This window comes from Methanosarcina sp. 1.H.T.1A.1, from assembly GCF_000979295.1.
GTDB lineage: Archaea > Halobacteriota > Methanosarcinia > Methanosarcinales > Methanosarcinaceae > Methanosarcina.
Window position 1 is genome coordinate 1 of sequence record NZ_JJQY01000114.1, and the last position, 22,519, is coordinate 22,519.

The window sequence follows — 22,519 nt, forward strand, 5'->3', positions numbered from 1 at the left end:
GGATTATTTCATTACATCAAGTGCAACTTTTGCAGCTTCTGCAGCGTTTTCTGCGGTTGCATCCGCACCGATTTCCTCGATCCATTTCTTGGATACTGGTGCTCCTCCGAACATGCACTTTACGCTGTCCCTGAGGTTTTCTTCCTTGAGTCTGTCCATGAGGTCTTTCTGGCCGAGCATCGAGGTGGTCATAAGGGCTGAGCCTACAAGGATAACCTTTTTGCCCTTGTGCTTTGCAGCCTCTTCCACAACGGTTTCATTAAGGACATCGGTTCCGAGGTCAAGGATCTCAAACCCGTTTGCTCCGAGCATGGTGGTGACAAGGCGGTGTCCGATGTCGTGGATATCTCCTTCTGCAACAAAGGTGATAGCAAGTCCTGTTTCTTCTCCTTCTTTCCTGGTCTTTTCGAGTTCAGGAGTAAGAACTTCCATTGCATTATTCATTGCTTTTGCAGACATCATAATCTGGGGCAGGAAAATCTCGGCGGCTTCAAACTTTTCTCCGATGATCTTCATTCCAACGGAAAGGCCCTTTGTAATAATATCAATGGCTGGGATTCCTGCAGCCAGGGCATCCTTAGATAACTGTGCAGTGCCTGCGATGTTCTGATTTACGATCGCATCGCGTAACTTATCAAAAATCTCTTGGTTTGCCATTTTTGTTTAAACCTCCATTGAACTCGCTGTTCTGTGCGGTATCGTTGGGGGGTACAATGCCTCGTAGACAACTGATCTTATCGCAAAGCTTTATATACTTAAACACGTGTTTATGCTAAGTCATGAGCCCAAGCTACGCTAACCAAAATAGGCGTTTGCATGGGGTTCTCATTGATATTGCAAATCCCTTACGCCTTATATTTGAGCCATCAGGCGTGAGGTGATTCCTTTGCGGTATTTTCCTTATTGTCTAAAATCAAAATTATTCACTGTCATTTGCCATTTCTTGCCTGAATAAAGTCCAGACTCTTCGTGAATAATTTCTTTTCTCCTGACATTGTTACCGGGGAATTTATTTGCTGGAGACTGCAAATTTGCTTATTTCCCAGTCGAATTAGCAACTCATATCCCAAATTTCCCAACAGTATACCTGCTGGAACTGCATGGAATTGTCCTGAGAATTCAGGTACAATTTCCTAGAATAAAAGATGGAAATTATAGTATATAAATAAACACTATATTTCTTTATTATATATCATGATAGAAAATTTTAAGTGAGGATTTTTCAGATTGTAGCGCCCAAAATTTGTACTTTTCGTCCCTTTTCTTTCCTGAAATGCTTACAACGGGACTAAAAATAGAAAATTATATATAGTACGTATTTGTTAACCTCCAGATTCGCTTCAATAATGGGGTCTCTGGCTTTCAAATACATTTAAGTGACATATTGTTTCAAAAGAAAACCTTAAATACTAACTCTGGCCCAGCACATGTGAACTGGAGCAGAATTGGAGCAATCTTCCTGAGAATTCGAGGGCTGAATACGCAAAATGCAACCTTTTTTCAGGTCGAATACAGGTAAATTGTAATAAAGTGAAGCTAAAAAAGTGAAGCCGGCTTTGGAGCCGGCATTTCTATTTCTTATTGTTATTTTTAGTCCGGTACTCAAGTTCAGTACTTAAGTCCCGTACTTATACTCAGTACTTGTGGTTTTTGGCACACTCAACCATTTTCTGGAGGTTGGCAGTAGGGGTCATGCTTACAATCCCGCATCCTGGGGAGAGTAGTCCGACTCCTGCATCGAGTACCTTCTTTGATGCTGCTGCGATGTCCTCAAGGGTTCCGTTCCAGAGTACGGCTACCGGGTCGAGGTTTCCGACGATGAGTGCGTTTTCCACATTACCTTTTGCGGTTGCGATGTCAACCCTCTGGTCAACACTGATACCTTCCACACCGGTCTTTTCCATGATTGAAAGACCATTGGTGGTGTTTCCGCAGATGTGGAGGACTGTAGCTATGTCGAGTTCCTTCATTGCATCAACGATCTTCTTCTGGTAGGGTAGGGCATACTTTTCGTAGAATTCCCCGCCGATGAGTTCGTAGCTTGCTGTGGGGTCGATGATGGCCAGGGTGTCCATTCCATTTTCAGCCATAGCTTTTGCGTATGCTATGTTGAAGTCCGAGCAGAAATCAAGGAGTGCGGGAACAACTTCTTCTCCGGTGAAAAGGTTTCCGAACCAGGCGTCTCCATTGAGGTGCTGGGCAAGGGAGAAGGGGCCGATCATAGAGCCGATAATCGGAAGTTCTTTTCCGTATTTTTCGGAAAGGATCTTGACGGCTTCGAGTACCTGTCCAATTCTGCCTTCATTCAGGTTGTAGTCCCTGAGCTTGTCCATGTCTTCCAGGTTCTTGACAACGTGTTTGATCACAGACGGCTGCTGCTTCAGGTCGCCAGCCTTTATTCCGCAGCCAAAAAGTTCTGCTTCGGCTGTGATGTCGAAGGGGACTCTCACGGCTTCAAAACCAACTACTGTGTGTCCTGCTTCTGCAAGTGTTGCCATTTTTGTTGCATCTGCATGGGCTTCGGGCCAGAAGGCTCCGCAGGCTTCCATCTGTTCGACAGTTGCGGTCTGGGTGAAACAAACTGCGGGCATTCTGTCCACTGGCTGTTTCCTTAATGCACGGTATAATCTTTCTTTTGGTGTGTATTCTGTCATCTATAATCCCTCTCTAAGTTATATAGACAGCGCTAATTATCAAAAAGCCTACTATATATAAATATGTATTATTATCTCTTAATTAAATATTATATTATAAAAAGTTATCAATTAAAACGTCATTACTAGATGGAAATTCCCTCAAAACAACTAAATTTGTTTTATTTCTCTGTCCTTGGGGAAACTTTAATGTATAATAGAGGCTCGTGGATTTAATTAAGGTTAACTTCTCTAAAGTAGAGCCAGGTTTAAAATTCCTTCACCAATCTCAAACTAAAAGGTGAACCAAGTAAAGCACGGAAAGGCTGTACCAGTATCTTTTTGATTAGTCCACTTGAGCGAAAGCGAAAAGGACCGCGTACTGTTGCACTTGCAGTGCAACTCCCAGAAAATCTCCGATTTCCTGAAATCCCGAGGCGCAATTCAGGTGAGGCGCAATTCGGGATAGCAATAGCTTATATATTGAATAAGTTATAAAAATATTGTATTCTCTTCCCTTTATCGAATTAAAATAAGCTAATCTTTATATCCCATTCTTTAACGGGGCATTCCATGGTGCCGGATGCCTCAAGATGATGCATAATTCAGGAGGATCTACAAAATGTACGGAATAGCACTTGACCTGGGTACCAGCGGTTTTAGAGCCCAGCTTATTGATCTTGAAACGAATGAAACCTTAAAAACAGTCATAACCATGGGTCATCCTCTCCCCGGAGGAAATGTCATGGATCACCTGGATTTTGCAATCACAACAGGTGAGGATGTGGCTCATGGAGTAATTATCGAAACCATCAGGAGAATGTTCCTGAAATTCGATGCAGACCTTTCGAAAGTAGAAAGACTTGCAGTTTGCGGCAACCCTATCCAGCTTTCCCTTTTCCAGAACATAGAAATCAGGGACCTGGCATACGCAGGGGAAAACAAGCAGAAAAGGCTCGGAGTCCAGGATGTAAAGAGAGATGCCCGCGTGTTTCCCGCCTCCGAGCTTTTCGGGGATACGGACCTGCCTAACTGTGAAGTCATCGTGCCCCCCGCAATCAGGCATGAGATCGGAGCCGACGCCCTTGCCATGATGCTGGAAACTGATTTCCTTATCCAGACCGAACCTGCATTGGTTACCGATTACGGGACAAACGCCGAAATGGCCCTGAAGGTCGGGGACAGGATTATCACGGCAAGCGCTGCCGCAGGCCCTGCCATTGAAGGGCAGGGTATAAGTTCCGGAATGCTTGCAAGCCCTGGGGCAATATGTGACGTGAAACCCGAGGGTGAGTACTGGAAAATTATAGTCCTTGATAAGGAGATGGAAAAGCAGGATGCTTACCTTATCAGTCCGGTCACTGGTGAGATTAAGGAGTCCTATGGGGTTGAGGCCGTGGGCATCACAGGTACCGGCGTCATCTCGGCTTTTTCCCTGGCCATGAGAAGCGGGCTGATTACAAAATCTCCGAAACTACCCAACGGGAAGCTGATTCTTGGCCCTGGAATTGAAATCACTGAAAAGGACGTGGAAGAAGCCGGAAAAGCCATAGGGGCGATCCGTGCAGCTCACATGACCCTTATCGTAGAGTCCGGAATAAAGTATGAAGACCTTGAGTATGCATACATGTCAGGGGCTTCCGGAGCTTATGTAGACGCTGAAGCTGCCCGCAGGCTCGGAGCCGCACCGGGTTATGCCAAAAAAATCGTGCAGTTCGGAAACACCTCACTTGCCCTTGCAAGGGAACTTGTACTGAACAGGTCCAGGCTGGATGATGTTATCGAGATTGCAAAAAAGATCACTGCCGACCACCTCATGATGGCAACCAGCGAGACCTTCAATAACTTCTATCTCTGCGAACTCTCCTACTGGACCCAGGGTATGCCCCTCGAAATGTACGACCAGATGCTTGAACTCTACGGTCTGCCCAAACTCCCGAAAACCCTGGAACACGCTGACATCGAAAAGCGGGTTAGTAAGGATATAGAGCAGGTAGGAGTCGGCGGGCTTGCCATCCTCAAAGAAATAGGCATAATCCTCGAAGTCCCTGTAGAGAAGTGCATCTACTGCAAGAAATGCGTAAAAGAATGCCCTGAAGACGCCCTCGAAATCGTCGAAACCGACGGCAAAAGAATCGCAAAATACGACAGCCAGAAATGCCTTGGCACAAGTTGCCGCCGCTGTGTCAGCGTCTGCCCTGAAGACGCCATCGACATTACCAAACTCCGCATCACCGGAGCAAAATAAGATTCGTGGGATTTATTTCTCACTTTTTTCCTTTACTTTTAGTCCTCTTGAGCGTAGCGAAAAGGACCGCGGGCTCCCGACTCGCAATTCGGGAGCAAAATAAGATTCGTGGGATTTATTTTCCCACTTTTTTCCTTTAACTTTTTTACAGGATAGAATACAGCATGGATGCCGTTCCTATCCCGAGAGGTTCCATTACAAGTTCCACATCATATTTCTGTTGAAGTTCCGCCGAAATTGCACAGGGAATTCCCGGGGTAGAAATTATGCATTTCTCCGAAAGCACGGCTTCGGGAATTGTATCCGCACAGGGGGTAGCTTCGAAAATAATGGAGAACTTTCTTGGAGTTTCGGGATCGAAGGAAGTAATCCCAAGTTTGGAGATAGCTTTATTAAGAAGGTTTTTGTCAGCGTCGTATCCGTAAACATTGAACCCTTTATGCACAAGGTGTGCAGCTCCCGGAAAACCGACTTTTCCCAGGCCCACAACCAGCACGTCTCTTGAATCAGCTTTCGTGTAAAGGGACGCAATCTCCGCATAAATCATGCCTGTGCAGGGCTGATTGTTTGCGATTTTTCCGTTTGTAAGGTTATGGGCAAGAAAGGTGTGGTCATCTGCCATCAGGATAATCTCTGCGCCGTTTTGCACCGCCTCATAGTAGCCGCTTACGTCGGGCATTTCCGTGACAAAACTATCAAATCCGAAATACTCCACAATTGCATGCAGAGATGCCGAGAAATTTCCTATGATCCCATTTCCGGAGGTCACGGGCACAATACCTACGGTTTCAAAACCCGAGGTTGTGCCGTAGAGGGCTTTACAAACTCCTTTTATGTCAAGCCCTGTAACTCTCCGGACAGCAGAATCAGCTTCCTGGAGCTGTCTTTTGATGTTATCCAGGTCTTCTGGGGTTAAAAGTGCCATTTTTATATCTCCCTTTTCTGTTTTTGAAAAACTCTTCTCTTTTTACACAGCCGCTCCGAAGCGGTCTCTCAGTATCAAAAGCCCTGTTCTCTTTTTTGTTTCGGCTTCTTCCTTATCCTTGCCCCAGAAGACCAGGGTGAATACAGGGTTCTCTCCTTTGCACAGGAAAATCTCAATGCCAGGCTCTTCATAATATTTTCCGTAATCACTGCCCATGGAAAGTACCTGTTCTCCCACAGGGACAAAGGCTCCATTTTCTGCAAGCATGAGATGTTCGTAAATGCAGTATCTGTCTTCAGGAAGGGTTTTGATCTCTTCAACGCCCTCTACAAAGGCGTGGAACAGGAGTTCTATGAGGTTAACCCCTGAAGAATAATAAACCGCAGTTGGGGTCTGGCTCGGGAATCGGGCATCTATTTCGATTACTTTCAGCCCCCGGGGGCCGGAGATTGCTTCCACATCCATAATCCCTTTTAAGGACAGGTTTGCTGCAAGGGAATAGGATATCTCCCTGAAGGAAGGGTCAGCAGGAAGAGGGGTTACCATATGACAGTCATAGGTCCCGTCAATATGGATCAGGGTTTCCTTTACAACGGCAAAATGGTTTCCGTCTCCTATAACTTCAAGGGACACCACTTCCCCTTCCACATACTCTTCGATCAGCATGCCTGGCTCAAGCTCTCCAAGCTCCTCTTTATCATAGATGATCCTGGCTCCCACACTGCTGCTTTCACAGGGAGGTTTTACAAAATAAGGCGGCTCCGATGGTTTGTCCTGGGGGGTCGGGACTCCTATGGACGCAAAGTAGTCTTTTGATTTTTTCTTATCCCTGCTGATCCAGTAAGCCTCAAAATCAAAGAGTACCGGGCAGGAGAATTTCTCTTTTATGGAACTCAGGAACTCTATACATTCAAGGTTTTCATTTACCGGTAATATGGCGTCAACACTTTTTGAGATCTCGAAGAGTTTTTCCGGTTCATTTATTACGTTAAAACAGTGGAACTCATCAGCGTAATTCCTTATAAGGGCCTGTGGGTTTTTATCTATCACAACTACTTTCATTCCGGCTTTCTTAGAGAGGTACGCAGCTTCAAAGCCCTGGAGCTTTCCCCCTACAAGACAGATCGTTTTCATTCTAGTACCCCAGGACTTTCTCGAAATCAGCCTGAAGGGCAGGTTCCATCCCCATAGTTGCAAGCCGTTTGATTACGCTTTTTATGTCTCTGTCCCGTTCTTCAAGGTCGCGGTCATAGTTGGCAACACCTTCTAACCTTGAATCTGAGGGAAGGATGGAGGTAACAATGTTTGCCCCCGCGTTTAAGCGGTGAACCATGCCATCGATACCTTCCAGGTCAAGGGAAGCCGGTATCAAGCATTTCGGGAACAAAAGCCTCAGAATTGCAATTATTTTTAGTTCCGAAAGGTTTGAGTTCTCTTTGAAATCTTCAAGCGGAGTCCCTTCCTGGGGCAGGAATGTCATAACTCTGACCATATCGGGATCGTTTGCTTTCATTCCCCTTAGGGACTTTATTGTCGACTCAACATCGTTTCCAACACCCGTGAGAATCCCGTCTTCTACACAGTACCCCTGTTCTTTTGCAAAGCGGCGGGCGTTAAACCGTCCTTCGAATGATTGCCCTACCCGGAGTTTTTCGTAGAGTTCGCGGTCATAGGTTTCCTGGTAAAGGGCAAAGAAGTTTGCTCCTTCTTCCCTGGCTTTGAGAAGGGTTAAGTTGTCCATTACTCCTGGAGAAATCATTATTGGTAGACCAAGTTCCTCTTTAACTATCCTGACAAGTTCCACGAAGCGATCTGGCTCATCATAGTAATACGGGTCTTCTCCCATGGTAAGGTCAATCATGTGGAAACCTGCACCTTTTAAGGTTTTGCAGGTCTCTTTGATTTCCTCTCTGGTCAGGCGATAACGGTTGATTTCGTTTTTACAGTTATAGTAACAAAAAGCGCACTGGTTCTTACAGTAAGTGGAGAAATAGATAAAGCAGTTAAGAAACACCCTGTTGCCGAAATAATAGTTTCTGACCTTTCGAGCCACATAGTACAGCTTTTCCAGCTCTTCTTCGGATTCAAGAGAGAGAAGAGCCCTCAGGTCATCGTCAGATAAGTGAAAGCCTTCAATGATTTTCTCCCCGAAACTGTCAAGTTCGTTGGTTGCCATTTTTTGGATCAATATTTCACCCTCTCATAGATTTACGGATATTCTTTCAGATCTTTTTCATTTCAGGTCCTTTCGGGCCAGTTTGCCATTTTAAGATCTTTTTCCCGTTTTGAGTCTCTATTTGCCGCTCTGATATCTTCCCCGACGTTCTCCGGGTCTTTATTTGTGATTTTTATGGGATTCCCGGTCACAGGTTGGTGGAAATCCCGTTGTAGTATGATTCGGACCTTGAAGCTCTTTTAATGTTCTTGAAATCGTGCATAACCTTCAGCAGGCGTTCAAGTCCGAAACCTGCACCTATCCAGGGCTTGTTAATTCCCCAGTCCCGGTCCATGGGTACGGGTCCGACAACTGCTGAGGAAAGTTCCATGTCACCGTGCATGACATCAAGGGTGTCGCCATAGACCATACAGGAGTCCCCTATAATCTCGAAGTCGATCCCCAGGTAGTCCAGGAAATCTTTAATAATGGCTTCAAGGTTTTCGCGGGTACAGCCCGACCCCATCTGGCAGAAGTTCAGCATGGTAAACTCTTCCAGGTGTTCTTTGCCGTCAGACTCTTTCCTGTAACAGGGGCCGATCTCAAAGATTTTTATAGGATCAGGCAGGGTTCTATCAAGCTTGCGCAGGTAGTTGTAGAGAGTCGGAGCAAGCATTGGCCTTAAGCAGAAGTTCTTATCAACCCTGAAGACCTGCTTTGAAAGTTCAGTGTCATTGTTAATGCCCATCCTTTCAATATACTCTGAAGGTATCAGAATCGGGGATTTGATCTCCAGAAAACCCCTGTCCACGAAGAATTTCGTAATCTCGCGTTCGAGTTTTCCCAGGTAATGTTCCCTTTCTTCGGCATAGATCTGCTGCAGGTCTTTTCTTCTCCGGGACAGCAGTTCGGACTCAAGTTTCCTGAAAGGTGTTTCAGAGTCCAGGGAAATCTCATCCTTCGGGCTTAACAGACCTTCAAGCCTGTTAATCTGGCTCTTTGTATACGCAGGAGCACTCGCCGGAACAGGAGCATCCGAAGATGTAGTTGAGTTTGCCATTCCCTGTGCTGATGTAGATGCAGATATTGCCGAAGCGGAGATTGTTGTTGATGCGGAAGCCGGTACTGGTTCAGAAGCCGGTATTGGTGCAGAAACTGGTGTAGCCGGTGCAGAAACTGGTGTTGGTTCAGAAGCCGGTATTGGTGCAGAAACTGGTGTAGCCGGTGCAGAACCTGGTGTTGGTGCAGAAACTGGTGTTGGTTCAGAAGCCGGTATTGGTGCAGAAACTGGTGTTGGTTCAGAAGCCGGTATTGGTGCAGAAACTGGTGTAGCGGGTGCAGGTTGATACTCAGAAGGCAGAGCCTGTGCCGTTGCCGTGTTTTCAAGCGGTTTTGGGGCTCTTGCAACTGATTTTGGCATTACTTTTCTTACTTTAGGAGCAGAAACTACCGTGACTTTTACGTTGCTTTTGTCTTCGTTTGTTCTTGTGAGGAACTTGCTTATGTCCTCATCCGAAACCCTGCAGTTTTTGCAGGTCTTCCTGTACTTATGGTGTCTTAGGGCCCGTGCTGTCCTGCAGCTCCGGGAATTGTTCACAACAAGCCGTTCTCCACATTCCATTTCGATGTAGATTTTCCTTTTTGAGACCTCATGATGCCTGATTTTGTGAATCCTTCCGGTTCTGGACATCCAGAGCCCTGTAGCAGATATCAGAGTGTTTAGTGGTTTTTTATCCATAGTGTTACCCCTCGGTGAACTAAAACCCGGATAATTTCCAAGAACAGTATTCAGAATCCCGGCTTACAAAATATAAGCGTGGAGCCAGCAATTGCTGACAGCTACCCGGAAAAGAGATCGATAATCCCAGGCAATAGAATAGTTTATAGACTCTGGAAAGCGTTTCCTGATTCTATAAAAAATTTCAGTGGAATGTTATGCAAGTGCCATTCCGGGATTCAGAAACGTGGCGGAAACCCCGGGAATCTAACCCGGCTGAACGGATTTAGAGTCCATTCGATCTACATGATCAGGTTTCCTCCTTGACAAAATAGAATACAAATTTGATATGTTGTTTTTTTCTCTATAGCAATCTTAATTGATATGATAAAATAATATTATTTAATATATATGTTTATTGGTGATAACCTGCCAAGATCCGAGCTCTAATTTATAGTTTTTGGAAAACAGCTTCCAGTAAGCAGGTCCTATAAAAGACTGAAAAGAGAAGAAGTCCGATATAATAATCAGGATGAAAGAGACTGATAAAACCTCAGAATAAAAAGGAAAATGAACAAAGAAATAAATCAAGTTTTCCTGTTCAGGACCGTTCGTATAGTCCTAGTGTGCTCAGAGCTAGGGCAGTTGCGTTTATGTCGTCTTCTTTGTTTCCCCAGGCTCCGCTTTCACGGGCTTTTCCAAGGAGCCATTCAATAGAATCTCCAACTTCTTTTTTGAAACCTGCAAGGAGGAGAGCCTGGATTGCCAGATTGCTTGTGGAAATATGCTCCCAGCCTCCGTCCTGTCCTTTTTTTGAAAGGACCCACTCAGCCCTTTCCCGGATAAAAACCTCAAAATCCCTGTTTCCTGTCAGGTTTTCCTGTTTTTTGAGGGCTGTGATTATAAGGGAAGTAGTACCAACCTGCTCCCAGGTAGGACCGTAGTTTTCATATAACCAGTTACATCCTTCCCTGTCAGAAATTTCCATCTCAGCAAGGGCCCCAAGACTATAGGCAGTATCATAGACGTCTTCGTTCCATGAGCCTCCTTTTTCCATGGAACGCAGCCACTTTTCCGGTGCCCTGAATATAATTCCTTCAGCAGAGAGGGCTGAACAGGCCCTTGCCGTATCTCTTATTGAGGAGTTCCAGCAGTCACCTTCTTTTTTACGGATTAGACGGGTAATATAGGGGTTCGGGAGTCCCCATAAAGCATGAGCCGATACTGTACTTGCAAGTTCCTTTACGGACTGAATTTGCTGGGCTGAGAGCCATTCGAAGCCCTTTTTCACGATTTCGAATTCCATGCTGCTTGACATTTCTGGGTGCTTTTCAGACTCCATATATTAAAACCTGACCGAAAACCTGATCGGGACCGTTTTAGCCTGCTTTCAGGTAATTGCCTCTCGGAGGTTGATACATATATATAAATCCATATGCAGCTTTTGAATAGAAAGTCTAATAGAAAGTCAATTTACGGAGGAGAAACTTACAAATGCCAGGTGGAGACGGTACCGGTCCTGCAGGTAAGGGTCCGGGGATAGGCAGAAGTAATGAAGGTAAAGAACGGTGCAGGGGCAGGAGTGCAAAAGCTTCGGGCGGTCCCGGAGGTATGTGTATCTGCCCACAGTGCGGGCTTGAAATTCCTCACACGCCGGGAGTACCCTGCACTGAAGTGGAATGTGGACGGTGTGGGAACCCTATGAACAGGAAATGATCTGGAAAAATGGGGATCCCTTTTGAATATTAGATCCCCAAAACTAAGTACAGGCAGCATTACAGGTATTATCTCTCAAAATTACAGGTATTATCTCTCAAACAGCCTGCCTCAAACAATATGGTTTCTTATCAAAGAAGAGCTGCGGAAATAACATCCCGTAGCCTCTCTAATTACATTAACCTGAAGTTCTTTTTTGAAAATCAAAATATTTCCGGGACTTTTGCCCAGATTTTTGCTCTCACTCAGATTTTTTGCTCTCAGATACTTTCTTCCTCATCTTTGGGAGGGTGTCTCTTTGCCAGCTCAGCATCAAGTGCCGACAAAGCATCTTTGTTTTCACCGGCATTTTTCAATTTATCAATAATCTCGTTGTCGTTTTCTTCCTCTTCGACCTGCTCTTTGACATACCACTGCAGGAAAGAAACTGTTGTTTCATCTTTTTCCGAACGGGCAAGGCCCACCAGGTCGTTGATTGAGTGGGTAACGAACTGTTCGTGCTGCAGGGTCTTCTGGAACATTTCCATCGGTGTTCCGAATTCCATAGGCGGCTCCTTGATTTCCTTTAACCTCACTCTTCCTTCTTGCCTGTTGATGTAATCAAAGAGTTTCATCCCATGGATGGTCTCTTCCCGGACCTGGACCTTGAACCAGTGGGCAAATCCGGGAAGTCCAATGGAGGAGCTGTATGCCGACATAGCAAGGTAAAGGTAAGACGAGTAAAGTTCCCTGTTAATCTGTTCATTCAGCGCTTCTTCCATCTTTTCGTTCAGCAATATTTTCCCCTCACTAATCCTATTCGGTGTTATGTTTTGCCTGTCATCCTTTTCAGAGGCAGGGTGCGCGCACGACCAGCACCTCGGCTTTTGCATGCCTTACGACTTTTTCCGTAACTCCTCCGAGCAGGAACCGGTCAATTCCGGCTTTTCCCTGTGTCCCCATCACAATCATATCAATGTCATTCTTTTCCGCAAAATCCAGAATTTCCTGAGCAGGGTTACCCTGCAGCAGGACCAAATTCACCGTAACGCCGTTTTCTCTTCCCATTTCTTCTATCTCAGCAACAGCTTCACTCCCTTCTTTTCCTATCTCCCAGTCATAACTTTCGGGCATAATAGGAGAACAGCAGGAAATGCCGGCTACATATACGGCATAGATCTCAGCTCCGGTATTCCTTGCAATTTCAAGCCCTGAGCAGGCTGCACTTTTTGCGTTTTCCGAGCCGTCGGTTGCAAGCAGAATTTTCCTGTAGGGTTTTCGTTTCATAAGCCTCCCCCTGTGTAGTTCCCTTATTGTGGACTCAGGTTTTTTCCTGTCCCTTCCCGTGTACTACAAGCACCGGGACTTTTGCGTTCCTGACGACTTTTTCGGAGACGCTCCCGAGCAGGAAGCGCTCAGCATCTGTTTTCCCGAGCGAGCCCACGATAATCATATCAACGCCCTGCTTTTCGGCAAAATTAAGGATTTTTTCAGCCGGATGCCCTTCCATGATTGCAAATTCCACATCAACGCCTGCTGCTTCTGCAGCCTCCTCCACTGCAGCGGTCATTTCGAGCCCGAAAGTCTTAAACTGTTCTTCCATTGCAGTTTTCAATTTAGGGTCCCATTTTCCGGCTGGATAGCAGGTATTATCAATAACATACAGGGCATACGCTTTTCCCTGGCTCAACCTTGTAATTTCCATCCCGGCACTTACTGCCTGCGCCCCGTTTTCCGAGCCGTCAGTTGCTATCAGGATTTTTTTGTAAAAATCGCTTTTCATCCCCTTTCCTCCCAATTTAACTCATTTCCTCAATGCTTTAACTTTGCTTTCTGGTCTATGGACATCAGACCGTCCTTTTTTCTTTCGATTTTCTTCTCTGTTTTCCTCTCTGGAATTCCTTTCTGGAATTTCTCTTCTCATGTATCCCGTCCCCGAACAACCAGGACCGGGCCTTTTGCGTTCCTGAAGACTTTTTCGGACACACTGCCTATCAGGAAACGTTCTATTCCGCTTTTTCCAAGAGAGCCAACGATGATCAGGTCTACTCCGTTCTTTTCTGCAAAATTGACAATTTCTTCTGCTGGATGCCCTTCGAGAAGGGTGGGTTCTACCTGCAAGCCTGCATTTTTTGCAGCTTTTTCCACGTAAGAAACGGCTTCTTCTCCAAGCTCCCTGAACCGGTCATACATTGCCTCTTCCCACTCCATATCTTCAGGAGCCGAAGAATAAATCGATCTGTCTATAACGCAGACAGCATAAATTTTTGCTCCGCTCAGGCGAGCGAGCTCAATTGCGGTATCTGCAGCTTTTCTGGCACTTTCAGAGCCATCGGTTGCAATCATAATTTTTCTATAAAGTATGCTCTCCATACTCCAGCTCCCTATATTTTATCCCCTATCTGAATATAAGTGCGTTCATATTAATAATTTTCATCCAATAATTCTCAGGGAAAGGGATAGCTGCCCATAAAGACAATAAGTATATACTTCTCAATACAATTAATGAAGAGGAGGATATACCTTGGGAAAACAGGGAATTAAACCAACCCAAATGCTAATTTTGATGTCCATTATCCTCCTTTTTGCCTCAGGAAGCGGCTGCATCCGGAGTTTTGAGGAGGAAAGCTATTACAACATCAAAGATATGGACATCTCAGCAGACCGTGCAGGGACTTCTTTTGTAGACCTCAATGTCACGACCTACGTAGAAAAATATCAGGGGGATACAGAGAAAAATGCCTCTCTTCTTCTGAAAGTTTACAGCAGGGAGAGCGGGCTGCTTGAAGTACAGGAGGAAGTAAAGCTCGGAAAGCTGAAAAAAGGAGAAACAAAAGCCGTAAGCCAGAGCCTGAGCCTGCCTAAGACCGGCGGATATAATATACGTTCAGTTCTCTTCGAAGAAGATACCCAGAAGGGCAGCGGAGAAATCAATGTCTACAACCTGGATTTTCTGCCTGCTGACGTGCAGGACATAGGGCTTGAAATTTCCGAAATGGATTTCAGGGTCAGGAAGGTGGAAGACCGAAAAGTCCTCATTGAAAGCGATATCTATCTGACAAACGAGGGCAAGAAAACCAGTCAGGATCTCCTTATGCTTGTCAAGGTCCGGGAAATGGACGCGGGGCTCCTTGCAGATAAGGTCTGGATCCGGACAGGGAAAATCAAACCCGAAACAACAGTTATCCGGAGTGTCAACCTGACCATGCCGGACCAGTACAACTACGTTGTCGAAGTGCTGATCTGGAACAATGATACTATTGTCAGGCGCGGAGAAGATTATATCCAGCTAAACCCGGAAGTTGAGGTTAAAGATAAGACTTCCACGAAAACAAAGGAGATTCAGACCAGCGAATTTGAAATTGTCGATGAAAATGAAATGGTCCCTGAAGAGGAATACGCCGAAGAAGAAGCAACTCCCGGATTCAGCCTGTTCCTGTCAGCAGTCCTGCTCTGTTCGGCAGTAGTTCTAAGGAGGCGGTTTGGATGAGTGAAACAGAAGAGATCAACTCAGAGACAAAAGATGCAAAGGGGTCTGACCTTGGGGAGAACTTCAAGAAAGGAGTTTTTTTGATTGCCATGCTGCTACTGCTTGTGGCAACCTTCAAGCTCTATTCCTCCATAACGCGGGTAATCGAGATCTGGTTCGAGTATCAGTATATCCCCATTTTCACGGCTGTGTATAATTTTATTGTCCTGCTCGTCAGCCTGTATATTATCAGGCTGTACATAGTAAAGCGCTGAAATTTACCTGAAAAGCTGAAATTTGCCTGAAAAGCTGAAAACAGCCCTGAATTATTAAAGGAGATCCCTTGAAGATCTCTGAAAAAAAGGTTTGAAGAGCCGAAACCGTTGATTTGAGGAGACCTTAAGTCTCAGGCCTCTTCAATAAGCTTTTTTACGGTTTCAAGCACAAGAACCGCATCCTGCCTTTTTAAATCAACTTCGCTGTTAATGCAAAAATCAAGAAGGCTCTTCCTTTTTTCTTCCTGTATCAGGCCTTTTTTTGTCCCTTCTTTTGTAAGCCCGAGGTAGCTTCGGTCAGGGTAGTAAGTATTGATTGCAAGTTCCAGAAGGCCATCGTGCTCTTTTTCACTTATAAGCCCGGTAGCGAGAGCGGCTTTAAGGGTTTCCCGGATATTTACCAGGGGGACGGAGATGGGTTCAAACGTATCGGGATTGGTGCTTACAGCTACCTCGTCATCGGACTCGATAACCCCGTCCCGGTACCACTCGTAAACCTTTCCAACTCCTGTCATGCCGTGTGTGTCCAGTTCAGAAGCCCTCAGGGCTCCCATACTGGCACCACCCACAACCTTTACTCCTGCATTGAGGGCAGATATGATTTCTCTGTGCCCTACTGCAGCCCGGTCAAAGAAAATCCCGTCTATAATTCCCATGACCTTATACCCCTGCTGGACAAATTTTTCAAGCTGGAACCTGCGTACAGGGGGCTGGTAGTTTGCCCTGAGGATTTTTTTCGCATCCTCATGGCTTATGCTGTTACCGGTAAAGATAACTGCTCTTTCTTTCATCTTCTTTTCCACGGCTTTTCGTTTTTGTTTCTGGAAAATTCTTTCTTCTTCCCGGCGGTAATTCTTTTTCCTCTACGGTCACGGTCGATAGTGAAAAGTTCAAAGCCCGGAATGATTACCCTGACTACAGGTACTGCAATTTCCTCTCTTGAGAGGTCAACGACAAGCACCTTTTCGACAAGGCCCTTTAGCTTTTCAAGTATTACGTCGATGTTTTCTGAGGGGCTCTTTCCGGAGAGGTCCTTCACTTCGGAAAGGGAAATTTTTTCTCCTTCTTCGAACCAGAACCAGTTCAGGCGCTTCATGCGGTCATAACCTACGCTCCTGATAAAGCCCTCCCTGTCCGTGTCTTCCCTTGCGCCCTGAATCTGGACAACCCTCGACTGTGCAGCTTCCGTTATTGCTCTTGCAACTGCGATCTCAGGTTTAAGGTGGGAGCCTGCTCCCATGACCAGAAGAGCCGGATCTTTCAGTTTTGCGTCATCAGTTGCTGCAATAACTGTCGGGATTCCGGTGTCAGTCGGGACAAGCCAGATCTTGAGTTCGACTCCGGCATCTTTGAATTTTTGGGCAAGCTCGTAAAGGTACCCGTCTTCTTCGGTCAGCACTATCTCCTTTCCGAGGTCACGGGAAAACTGAGCTGTGCTGATGGCATCTCTTTCTATAACTTCAAGAAGCCCGTGCAGGATAGCTTCCTCAAGGGTGTTTCCTGAAGCCAGCCCATTGGTATTGCTCAGGAAAAGTTTCTGGCACTGCCCGGGTGCATCGTAGGGATGGTAAACCGCATTGGCGCTTACGAATTCCTCTTCCCCGCTCATTAAATCATATGCTCCGACCCACTCTATAAGGGAGCTGGGGTTAAAAGGCTGGGCCAGAAGCAGGGAACTGGGGTCAAGCACGCTGCAGGTTTCCCTGGCATTTAAGTAAGATTCAACAAGAGCCGGGGCAGAAATCCCGCCTCCAATGTTTGCGTTTATACCGGGCCTTTCTGCCAGGCAGCGCTCAAAACTCTCCATTATTGCCGAAATCCGGGCCCTTTGCTCGGTTGAGCCCTTACCTGAGTAGATGCTTATCGCTCCCGGAGCGGCACTGGGGCGGATTGCCGAGAAGATCGGAATTCCGAGCCTGTCCAGGTTTGTAATATCTGCAATTCGGGTGACACCTATCTTTTTTATCTGATCTTTGGTGTTTTCAAGGGTCGTGGCTTCATCATACACACGCTGTGTGCCTTCGAGGTATGAGAGTGACCTGTCAATTTTTATCTCGGGCATAGTTAGAAACCTTCTCATCTCTTGTTATATATTTTGTGATTTTTTGGGAATTTACGGACTATTTACAGGGATTTTCAGCTTCCCCTGTGCAGGACTTTTTTGACAAATGAATATTAACAGAATATGAACAGAATACAAACAGAATACAAACAGAATAACGCTATATATTGAAGGGATCTATAAGTATGTAAGAGGGTTTATAAGGGGTTTTTGTCCGATGGATCTCAAAAAATTGTTTCTGGAAGAAAATGTAGGGGGTTTTGATCTGATTCTCCGAACCTTGCTCGGGGTACTTGGAATTACTGCTCTGGCACTGAATCTCGTAAAAAGTTCTCCTTTGAAATGGATCGTTGCCCTGATAGCTTTTACGGGACTTTTCACTTCGATAATCAGGCACTGCACTCCCTATGTTATTCTCGGGATCAATACTGCAAAGACAAAATAAAAAAAGAGTTGAGGAGGTTATCCTCATTAGCGGTGCATCGGAGAAATTAATTCTCTGATTTCTTTTTCAGCAGATGTTTCAGCTCAAAATTAAATTGTTAAACTCTGGCTGATTTCTCTTTGATTTTCCCTGATCTTTTTTTTCTTTGATACATTGTATATATTATGCATCAGTCCTTTGTTTTTTTAATCATTATAAATATATTGCGCAAGCCTATATTTTTTATACGAATACGGGAATAATTTCGGCCACGTTGCTTTATATATATGTTTAATAATATTCCGTACAATGTGAAATTAACTCAAAAGATGATGGAAAAATGAACGAGACAAAAAGCTGTGAAGTCAGGTGTACAAATTGTAGAAAATGGTTCCGCTCACAAATTGTTCAGTTTGAAGAGGCAGAAACATTTCTGCACGCTGTACTGTACAAAAATGCAGAACCATGCCCATACTGTGATACAATGGTTTCTCACGACAAAGAAATCATGAGATTCTTAGAAAAAGATAGTAGTGGTAAAGTCATTAAAGAAACCAGGTGCATATATAATTTTTAAGCTCTGTAGAAATCCTCCGAAATTACAAATCTCCATTAATTTTAACTGAATTGCCTGATATATTTTTACTTCTTTATTTTCAGCCTCTCGAAGCTGATTCATCCTTCGCGAGGTTGTATTCTTTTTATGCACGCATTTTCTTTTTTAATCCACTCAGAAAATGTAAGATGGTATAAAACGGAGATTGTGAAACCCTTAATGGAAACACAAATTGCAAAAGGTATAAAATAACTACAGAAAAAACTAAGCGAAATCACTGGATTATGGAATTGTGTCGAAAAAAAGCGATCTAGATTTTTATTATATATTTCAAATAGTTCGCACTCCATTTCTTTTTGTTGATCCAACATGCGCTGCCCCTTAAGATAAATGACTCGCACATTTTTAAATATTTTCACTACATCTTCAATTTCTGTGATCTCACCAGAACTTTCACCATGGTTTTTTTGTTTTCGGATCTCCAGAAGCAGCTTAATGTTTAACCTGCTGTTCTCCTGGATCAAGCTCTGAATATGAACAGCTTGTTTGTGCATATTCTCGTTTAGTTTTTCTATCTGCTCATCCTTAGTGTGCAGCAGGCCATAAAGTGAAAATAAGTCTCAGAAGTTTCTGGAAAAATAGGTCATGTATGACTCCTGATTTCGGTGTATCATATGCTGCATTTTTATATTTTTACCTGCCTTAATGAACTCTCTCGTCTTTCTTTTTCTTTTATAAGGTGATCAGATATATTTATCAGATTTGTGTATCTATATTATAATATGTCGACGTTGTTTGAAGACTTTGGGGCCATTAGTTATATTCCTGCGAATGTAGCTTTCTGGTCTACCGTCTTCCTCGGGGTCGTTTGCTTCATTATGCTCTATTTTTTGATATTCAATGTGCGTCGGGGTATTAAGAGTAAACAAAATCACTAAAGTTTTCTTTTATTACATTTTTATGTTTTCTTTTATTTCCATATACCTTTTTGAAATCAATTCTATTATTTTTCGACTCAGGATATTTGATTCTTTTATTTTCAAATATATTAGAGATTATAATATCTTAAATAATTTTAAAATTCGGGGGCATTGGGGATATGCAGGCTGAAGGGAATGGACTGGACACTGATAGTTCTAAAATTCAGGTAAATGAGCCTTCTCTTTCCAATAAAGAACATAACTCTGGAAGGGAAATGTCAGGAAATTCCCATGAATTTCACGACGAAAATGGGAATAAGCCTGCTGAAAATATGATTCATGAGGGCCATCCGGAAGATAAAACAGGGCATGCCGAAGAGAAAACCCAAACCCATGAGCAGCACGAAGAGATGAAACATGGGCAGCCTGAAGGAATGAAACCTCAACCTCAAGGTCATGAGCAGCACGAAGGAATGAAGCATGAGGGACATGAAATGTCCGGGGGAAAAGGTCATGAAGATCATCATGCTCATATGCTTGCAGATTTCAGAAAAAGGTTCATTGTCTCTTTTATACTGACCTTCCCGGTTTTGCTGCTCTCTCCCATGATTCAGGGTTTTTTTGGCTTTGAGCTTCGCGTCCCCGGTGCGGATATTCTTACCTTTTTGCTGTCATCGGTCGTTTATTTCTACGGCGGGTACCCCTTTCTCAAGGGGATAAAAGACGAGCTTGCAGAGAAATCTCCGGGAATGATGACCCTCATAGCCGTTGCTATCAGTGTGGCTTATTTTTACAGCTCTGCTGTGGTCTTCGGGCTTCCCGGCGGAGTCTTTTTCTGGGAACTGGTGACCCTTATCGATGTTATGCTGCTCGGGCACTGGCTGGAGATGCGTTCGGTAATGGGGGCTTCAAGAGCCCTTGAAGAGCTGGTTAAAATAATGCCGTCGGTTGCCCACCTGAAGAAAAACGGCGAAACTGTTGACGTGAGCGTTGACCAGTTAAAAATTGGAGATTGGGTGCTGGTCAAGCCAGGGGAAAAGATTCCTGTTGATGGAACCGTTACTGAGGGGATGAGCAGTGTCAACGAATCCATGCTCACCGGGGAGTCAAAACCTGTCACGAAAAAGCCGGGAAATGGGGTCATAGGCGGTTCGATTAACGGGGAGGCGGCTTTTGTTGTGGAGGTCAAAAAAACAGGAAAGGACACCTATCTCAACCAGGTTGTCGAACTTGTCAGAACAGCCCAGGAGAGCAAATCAAAAACTCAGGACCTGGCAAACAGGGCTGCTATGTACCTTACGATCATAGCCCTGACTGCGGGAGCTCTCACATTTATCCTCTGGAGCTTCTCCGGTCAGGAACTTGTTTTTGCTTTGGAGAGGGCAGTTACTGTAATGGTTATTACCTGCCCGCATGCCCTTGGGCTTGCAATTCCTCTGGTGGTTGCAGTTTCAACATCTATTGCCGCAAAATCCGGGCTTCTGATCAGGGACCGGCAGGCGTTTGAAAAAGCCCGCAGCCTTGAAGCTGTAATCTTTGATAAAACTGGTACCCTCACTGAAGGCCGGTTTGGAGTAACGGATTTAGTTTCTCTCTCAGGTGAAGATGACAAAAAGAATGACAAAATGGATGATAAAAAGATCCTCAGCCTCGCAGCTTCCCTTGAAGCAAGTTCGGAACACCCGATTGCAAGAGGAATCCTTGAGAGCGCCAGGGAAAAAGGAATCGAGCCTTCTCAGGTCGAAAAGTTCAGTTCCATTCCGGGAAAAGGAATAGAGGGCATAATTGATGGCAAGAAATTCCTGTTAGTAAGCCCGGGCTACCTTGAAGAAAAAGGAATCAGCCTGAATGACGGGAAAATTGAAGCTGAGAAAATTGAAGAAATTAAGGAGCAGGGAAAAACCGTTGTATTTTTGCTTGAAGGAGAGAAAGTGCTCGGAGCCCTTGCACTTGCCGATATTATCAGGAAAGAGTCAAGGGAAGCAATCTCAAAGCTCAAAGGAATGGGCATAAAATGCCTGATGCTTACCGGGGACAACCGCTATGTCGCTGCCTGGGTAGCGAGGGAACTGGAGCTTGACGACTACTTTGCGGAAGTCCTTCCTCACGAAAAGGCAGCAAAGGTCATGGAAGTCCAGAAGCAGTACGTTACCGGAATGGTCGGAGATGGGGTCAATGACGCCCCTGCCCTTGCCCAGGCGGATGTGGGAATAGCTATCGGGGCAGGCACGGATGTTGCAATCGAAACCGCCGATATCGTACTGGTTAAAAACGATCCCGGAGATGTGCTGTACATTATTGAGCTTTCCAGAAAAACTTACTCCAAGATGTACCAGAACCTGCTCTGGGCAACCGGGTATAATGTTTTTGCAATTCCGCTCGCAGCAGGAGTACTCTATGGATACGGTATCTTACTGAGCCCTGCCGTGGGTGCGGTTCTCATGAGCTTGAGTACCGTGATCGTAGCTATAAATGCAAGAGCTTTAAAGATGGGGTAATTTTATGTTTGGAATAATTCGTGGTTTGATGAAAATGCTGGCTCTGGCAGCACTGGTTTCTGCAGGAGTCAGATTCGTCTCAAAGCATGTAAGGGGAAAAAGAAGAAAATAATGAACAGTGAACAGGAAGCCTGATCATTTTGACTGGTCATTTTGACTGGTCATTTTGACTGGTCATTTTGACTGATCATTTTGACTGGTCATTTTGACTGATCATTTTGACTGGTCATTTTGACTGATTATTTTAACAGATAAACTCAGATCTGATTTAAAGGGGGTTAAAGCATCGCAGACGGGGAAAGCAAAAGCAATCCGTTCCTGATTATTCTGCTGGTTCTGGTAGTCGCAGGAATAGCTGTCCTTATTTTTATGTTTTGGGCCATGGGAGGTCTTTATCGTACCGGGGACGGTTTCTACGGCCGGTCTGATATTTATTCGGAAAACTGGACTTCATATCCTGGAAGAGGTATGTATCCAGGCGGCGGAATGTATCCCGGTAGTGGAATGTATCCGGGAAGGATTTCTACTTCCTATAACAGAAGTGATTTTGAGTCAAACGGGGAGTTAATCTATTATACCGGATTTAACGAAAGCGATGAGCTTATTGAAACCGAGTATGGCCCTCACTGGCTGTACGTTCACGGAGGGAGCTGCGTTGACTGCCATGGGACTGACGGTAGAGGAGGCTATCCGGTAATGATGGGTTTTGAGGTCCCTCCGGATATCAGGTATGAAAGCCTTGTTTCTGAAGAGCACGAAGAAGAGGAAGAACATCCTCCATACACGGAAGAGACCATCAAAAGGGCAATCAGGGAGGGAATTGATCCTTCAGGTGAGCCTCTTGACCTTACCATGCCCAGGTGGAAGATGACCGATAAAGATGTGGGCGATGTTGTTGAATACCTTAAAACACTTTGAGGGTAAATTCCCTCTCCTTTTTCT

22 protein-coding genes are annotated in these 22,519 nt (G+C 45.0%); 8 read left to right on the forward strand and 14 right to left on the reverse strand.

The window, feature by feature from the left end; translation table 11 throughout:
- Positions 1-3: 3 nt before the first annotated feature.
- Both EO95_RS11710 and mtbA read right to left on the reverse strand, forming a co-directional pair.
- Complete coding sequence (locus tag EO95_RS11710) at positions 4-657, reverse strand: methyltransferase cognate corrinoid protein (RefSeq protein ID WP_048134867.1); 654 nt, start codon at positions 655-657, stop codon at positions 4-6.
- A 977-nt stretch (positions 658-1,634) separates the two neighbouring features.
- Positions 1,635-2,654: a methylcobamide:CoM methyltransferase MtbA gene (mtbA, locus tag EO95_RS11715; protein ID WP_048134868.1), complete on the reverse strand. Its 1,020-nt coding sequence runs from the start codon at positions 2,652-2,654 to the stop codon at positions 1,635-1,637.
- Between the two features lie 601 nt (positions 2,655-3,255).
- Between mtbA and EO95_RS11720 the strand changes: the two genes are divergently transcribed.
- Positions 3,256-4,881, forward strand: coding sequence for a methylamine methyltransferase corrinoid protein reductive activase (locus tag EO95_RS11720; protein WP_048134869.1), 1,626 nt, complete (start codon positions 3,256-3,258; stop codon positions 4,879-4,881).
- Between the two features lie 145 nt (positions 4,882-5,026).
- Here EO95_RS11720 and pylD read toward each other — a convergent pair whose 3' ends face one another.
- From pylD to EO95_RS11745, 6 genes are all read right to left on the reverse strand, one after another.
- Positions 5,027-5,806, reverse strand: coding sequence for a 3-methylornithyl-N6-L-lysine dehydrogenase PylD (gene pylD, locus EO95_RS11725; RefSeq protein ID WP_048134870.1), 780 nt, complete (start codon positions 5,804-5,806; stop codon positions 5,027-5,029).
- A 42-nt stretch (positions 5,807-5,848) separates the two neighbouring features.
- Complete coding sequence (pylC, locus tag EO95_RS11730; protein ID WP_048134871.1) at positions 5,849-6,940, reverse strand: 3-methylornithine--L-lysine ligase PylC; 1,092 nt, start codon at positions 6,938-6,940, stop codon at positions 5,849-5,851.
- A gap of 1 nt (position 6,941) precedes the next feature.
- On the reverse strand, positions 6,942-7,994 hold the full coding sequence (gene pylB / locus EO95_RS11735) for a methylornithine synthase PylB (RefSeq protein WP_048134872.1): 1,053 nt from the start codon (positions 7,992-7,994) through the stop codon (positions 6,942-6,944).
- Positions 7,995-8,044: 50 nt separating this feature from the next.
- Positions 8,045-8,173, reverse strand: a complete 129-nt coding sequence (locus EO95_RS18500) for a hypothetical protein (RefSeq protein ID WP_255350200.1) — start codon at positions 8,171-8,173, stop codon at positions 8,045-8,047.
- Entirely contained in the window at positions 8,170-9,699 is a 1,530-nt protein-coding gene (gene pylS, locus EO95_RS11740; RefSeq protein WP_048134873.1) for a pyrrolysine--tRNA(Pyl) ligase, read from the reverse strand. The genes EO95_RS18500 and pylS overlap by 4 nt, the downstream gene beginning before the upstream one ends.
- A 580-nt stretch (positions 9,700-10,279) precedes the next feature.
- The gene (locus EO95_RS11745) at positions 10,280-11,020 is read right to left on the reverse strand and encodes a hypothetical protein (protein WP_048134874.1); all 741 of its coding nucleotides are present in this window, start codon (positions 11,018-11,020) and stop codon (positions 10,280-10,282) included.
- A gap of 152 nt (positions 11,021-11,172) precedes the next feature.
- Here EO95_RS11745 and EO95_RS11750 point away from each other — a divergent pair, with 152 nt between their 5' ends.
- On the forward strand, positions 11,173-11,394 hold the full coding sequence (locus EO95_RS11750; RefSeq protein WP_048134875.1) for a DUF5320 domain-containing protein: 222 nt from the start codon (positions 11,173-11,175) through the stop codon (positions 11,392-11,394).
- Between the two features lie 260 nt (positions 11,395-11,654).
- Here the strand turns inward: EO95_RS11750 and EO95_RS11755 are convergent, their stop codons facing one another.
- From EO95_RS11755 to EO95_RS11770, 4 genes are all read right to left on the reverse strand, one after another.
- On the reverse strand, positions 11,655-12,170 hold the full coding sequence (locus tag EO95_RS11755; protein WP_048134876.1) for a ferritin: 516 nt from the start codon (positions 12,168-12,170) through the stop codon (positions 11,655-11,657).
- Between the two features lie 52 nt (positions 12,171-12,222).
- Positions 12,223-12,660, reverse strand: coding sequence for a universal stress protein (locus tag EO95_RS11760; RefSeq protein WP_048134877.1), 438 nt, complete (start codon positions 12,658-12,660; stop codon positions 12,223-12,225).
- A 34-nt stretch (positions 12,661-12,694) separates the two neighbouring features.
- Positions 12,695-13,156, reverse strand: a complete 462-nt coding sequence (locus EO95_RS11765) for a universal stress protein (RefSeq protein ID WP_048134911.1) — start codon at positions 13,154-13,156, stop codon at positions 12,695-12,697.
- Between the two features lie 137 nt (positions 13,157-13,293).
- Entirely contained in the window at positions 13,294-13,746 is a 453-nt protein-coding gene (locus EO95_RS11770) for a universal stress protein (protein WP_048134878.1), read from the reverse strand.
- Positions 13,747-13,897: 151 nt separating this feature from the next.
- On the opposite strand from EO95_RS11770, the gene EO95_RS11775 reads away from it, so the two are divergent.
- Entirely contained in the window at positions 13,898-14,863 is a 966-nt protein-coding gene (locus EO95_RS11775; protein WP_235282988.1) for a hypothetical protein, read from the forward strand.
- Positions 14,860-15,117 (forward strand): hypothetical protein, encoded by a 258-nt coding sequence (locus EO95_RS11780; RefSeq protein WP_048134880.1) that lies wholly within the window; start codon positions 14,860-14,862, stop codon positions 15,115-15,117. The genes EO95_RS11775 and EO95_RS11780 overlap by 4 nt, the downstream gene beginning before the upstream one ends.
- A gap of 131 nt (positions 15,118-15,248) precedes the next feature.
- On the opposite strand, the gene EO95_RS11785 is transcribed toward EO95_RS11780, so the two are convergent.
- Positions 15,249-15,908 (reverse strand): TfuA-related McrA-glycine thioamidation protein, encoded by a 660-nt coding sequence (locus tag EO95_RS11785; RefSeq protein ID WP_235282989.1) that lies wholly within the window; start codon positions 15,906-15,908, stop codon positions 15,249-15,251.
- Positions 15,905-17,179, reverse strand: a complete 1,275-nt coding sequence (locus EO95_RS11790; protein ID WP_048134882.1) for a YcaO-related McrA-glycine thioamidation protein — start codon at positions 17,177-17,179, stop codon at positions 15,905-15,907. Before EO95_RS11790 ends, EO95_RS11785 begins: the two co-directional genes overlap by 4 nt.
- Before the next feature lie 217 nt (positions 17,180-17,396).
- Between EO95_RS11790 and EO95_RS11795 the strand changes: the two genes are divergently transcribed.
- The 4 genes from EO95_RS11795 (at position 17,397) to EO95_RS11810 (ending at position 22,495) form a co-directional block, all read left to right on the forward strand.
- Positions 17,397-17,624 carry a DUF2892 domain-containing protein gene (locus tag EO95_RS11795; RefSeq protein ID WP_048134883.1) on the forward strand — a complete coding sequence of 76 codons (228 nt, stop codon included), beginning with the start codon at positions 17,397-17,399 and terminating at the stop codon, positions 17,622-17,624.
- A gap of 319 nt (positions 17,625-17,943) precedes the next feature.
- Positions 17,944-18,180, forward strand: a complete 237-nt coding sequence (locus EO95_RS18285; protein WP_082098587.1) for a hypothetical protein — start codon at positions 17,944-17,946, stop codon at positions 18,178-18,180.
- A 1,078-nt stretch (positions 18,181-19,258) separates the two neighbouring features.
- Positions 19,259-21,577, forward strand: coding sequence for a heavy metal translocating P-type ATPase (locus EO95_RS11805; protein WP_235282990.1), 2,319 nt, complete (start codon positions 19,259-19,261; stop codon positions 21,575-21,577).
- Between the two features lie 468 nt (positions 21,578-22,045).
- Positions 22,046-22,495, forward strand: a complete 450-nt coding sequence (locus EO95_RS11810) for a cytochrome c (protein ID WP_327037164.1) — start codon at positions 22,046-22,048, stop codon at positions 22,493-22,495.
- Positions 22,496-22,519 lie beyond the last annotated feature (24 nt).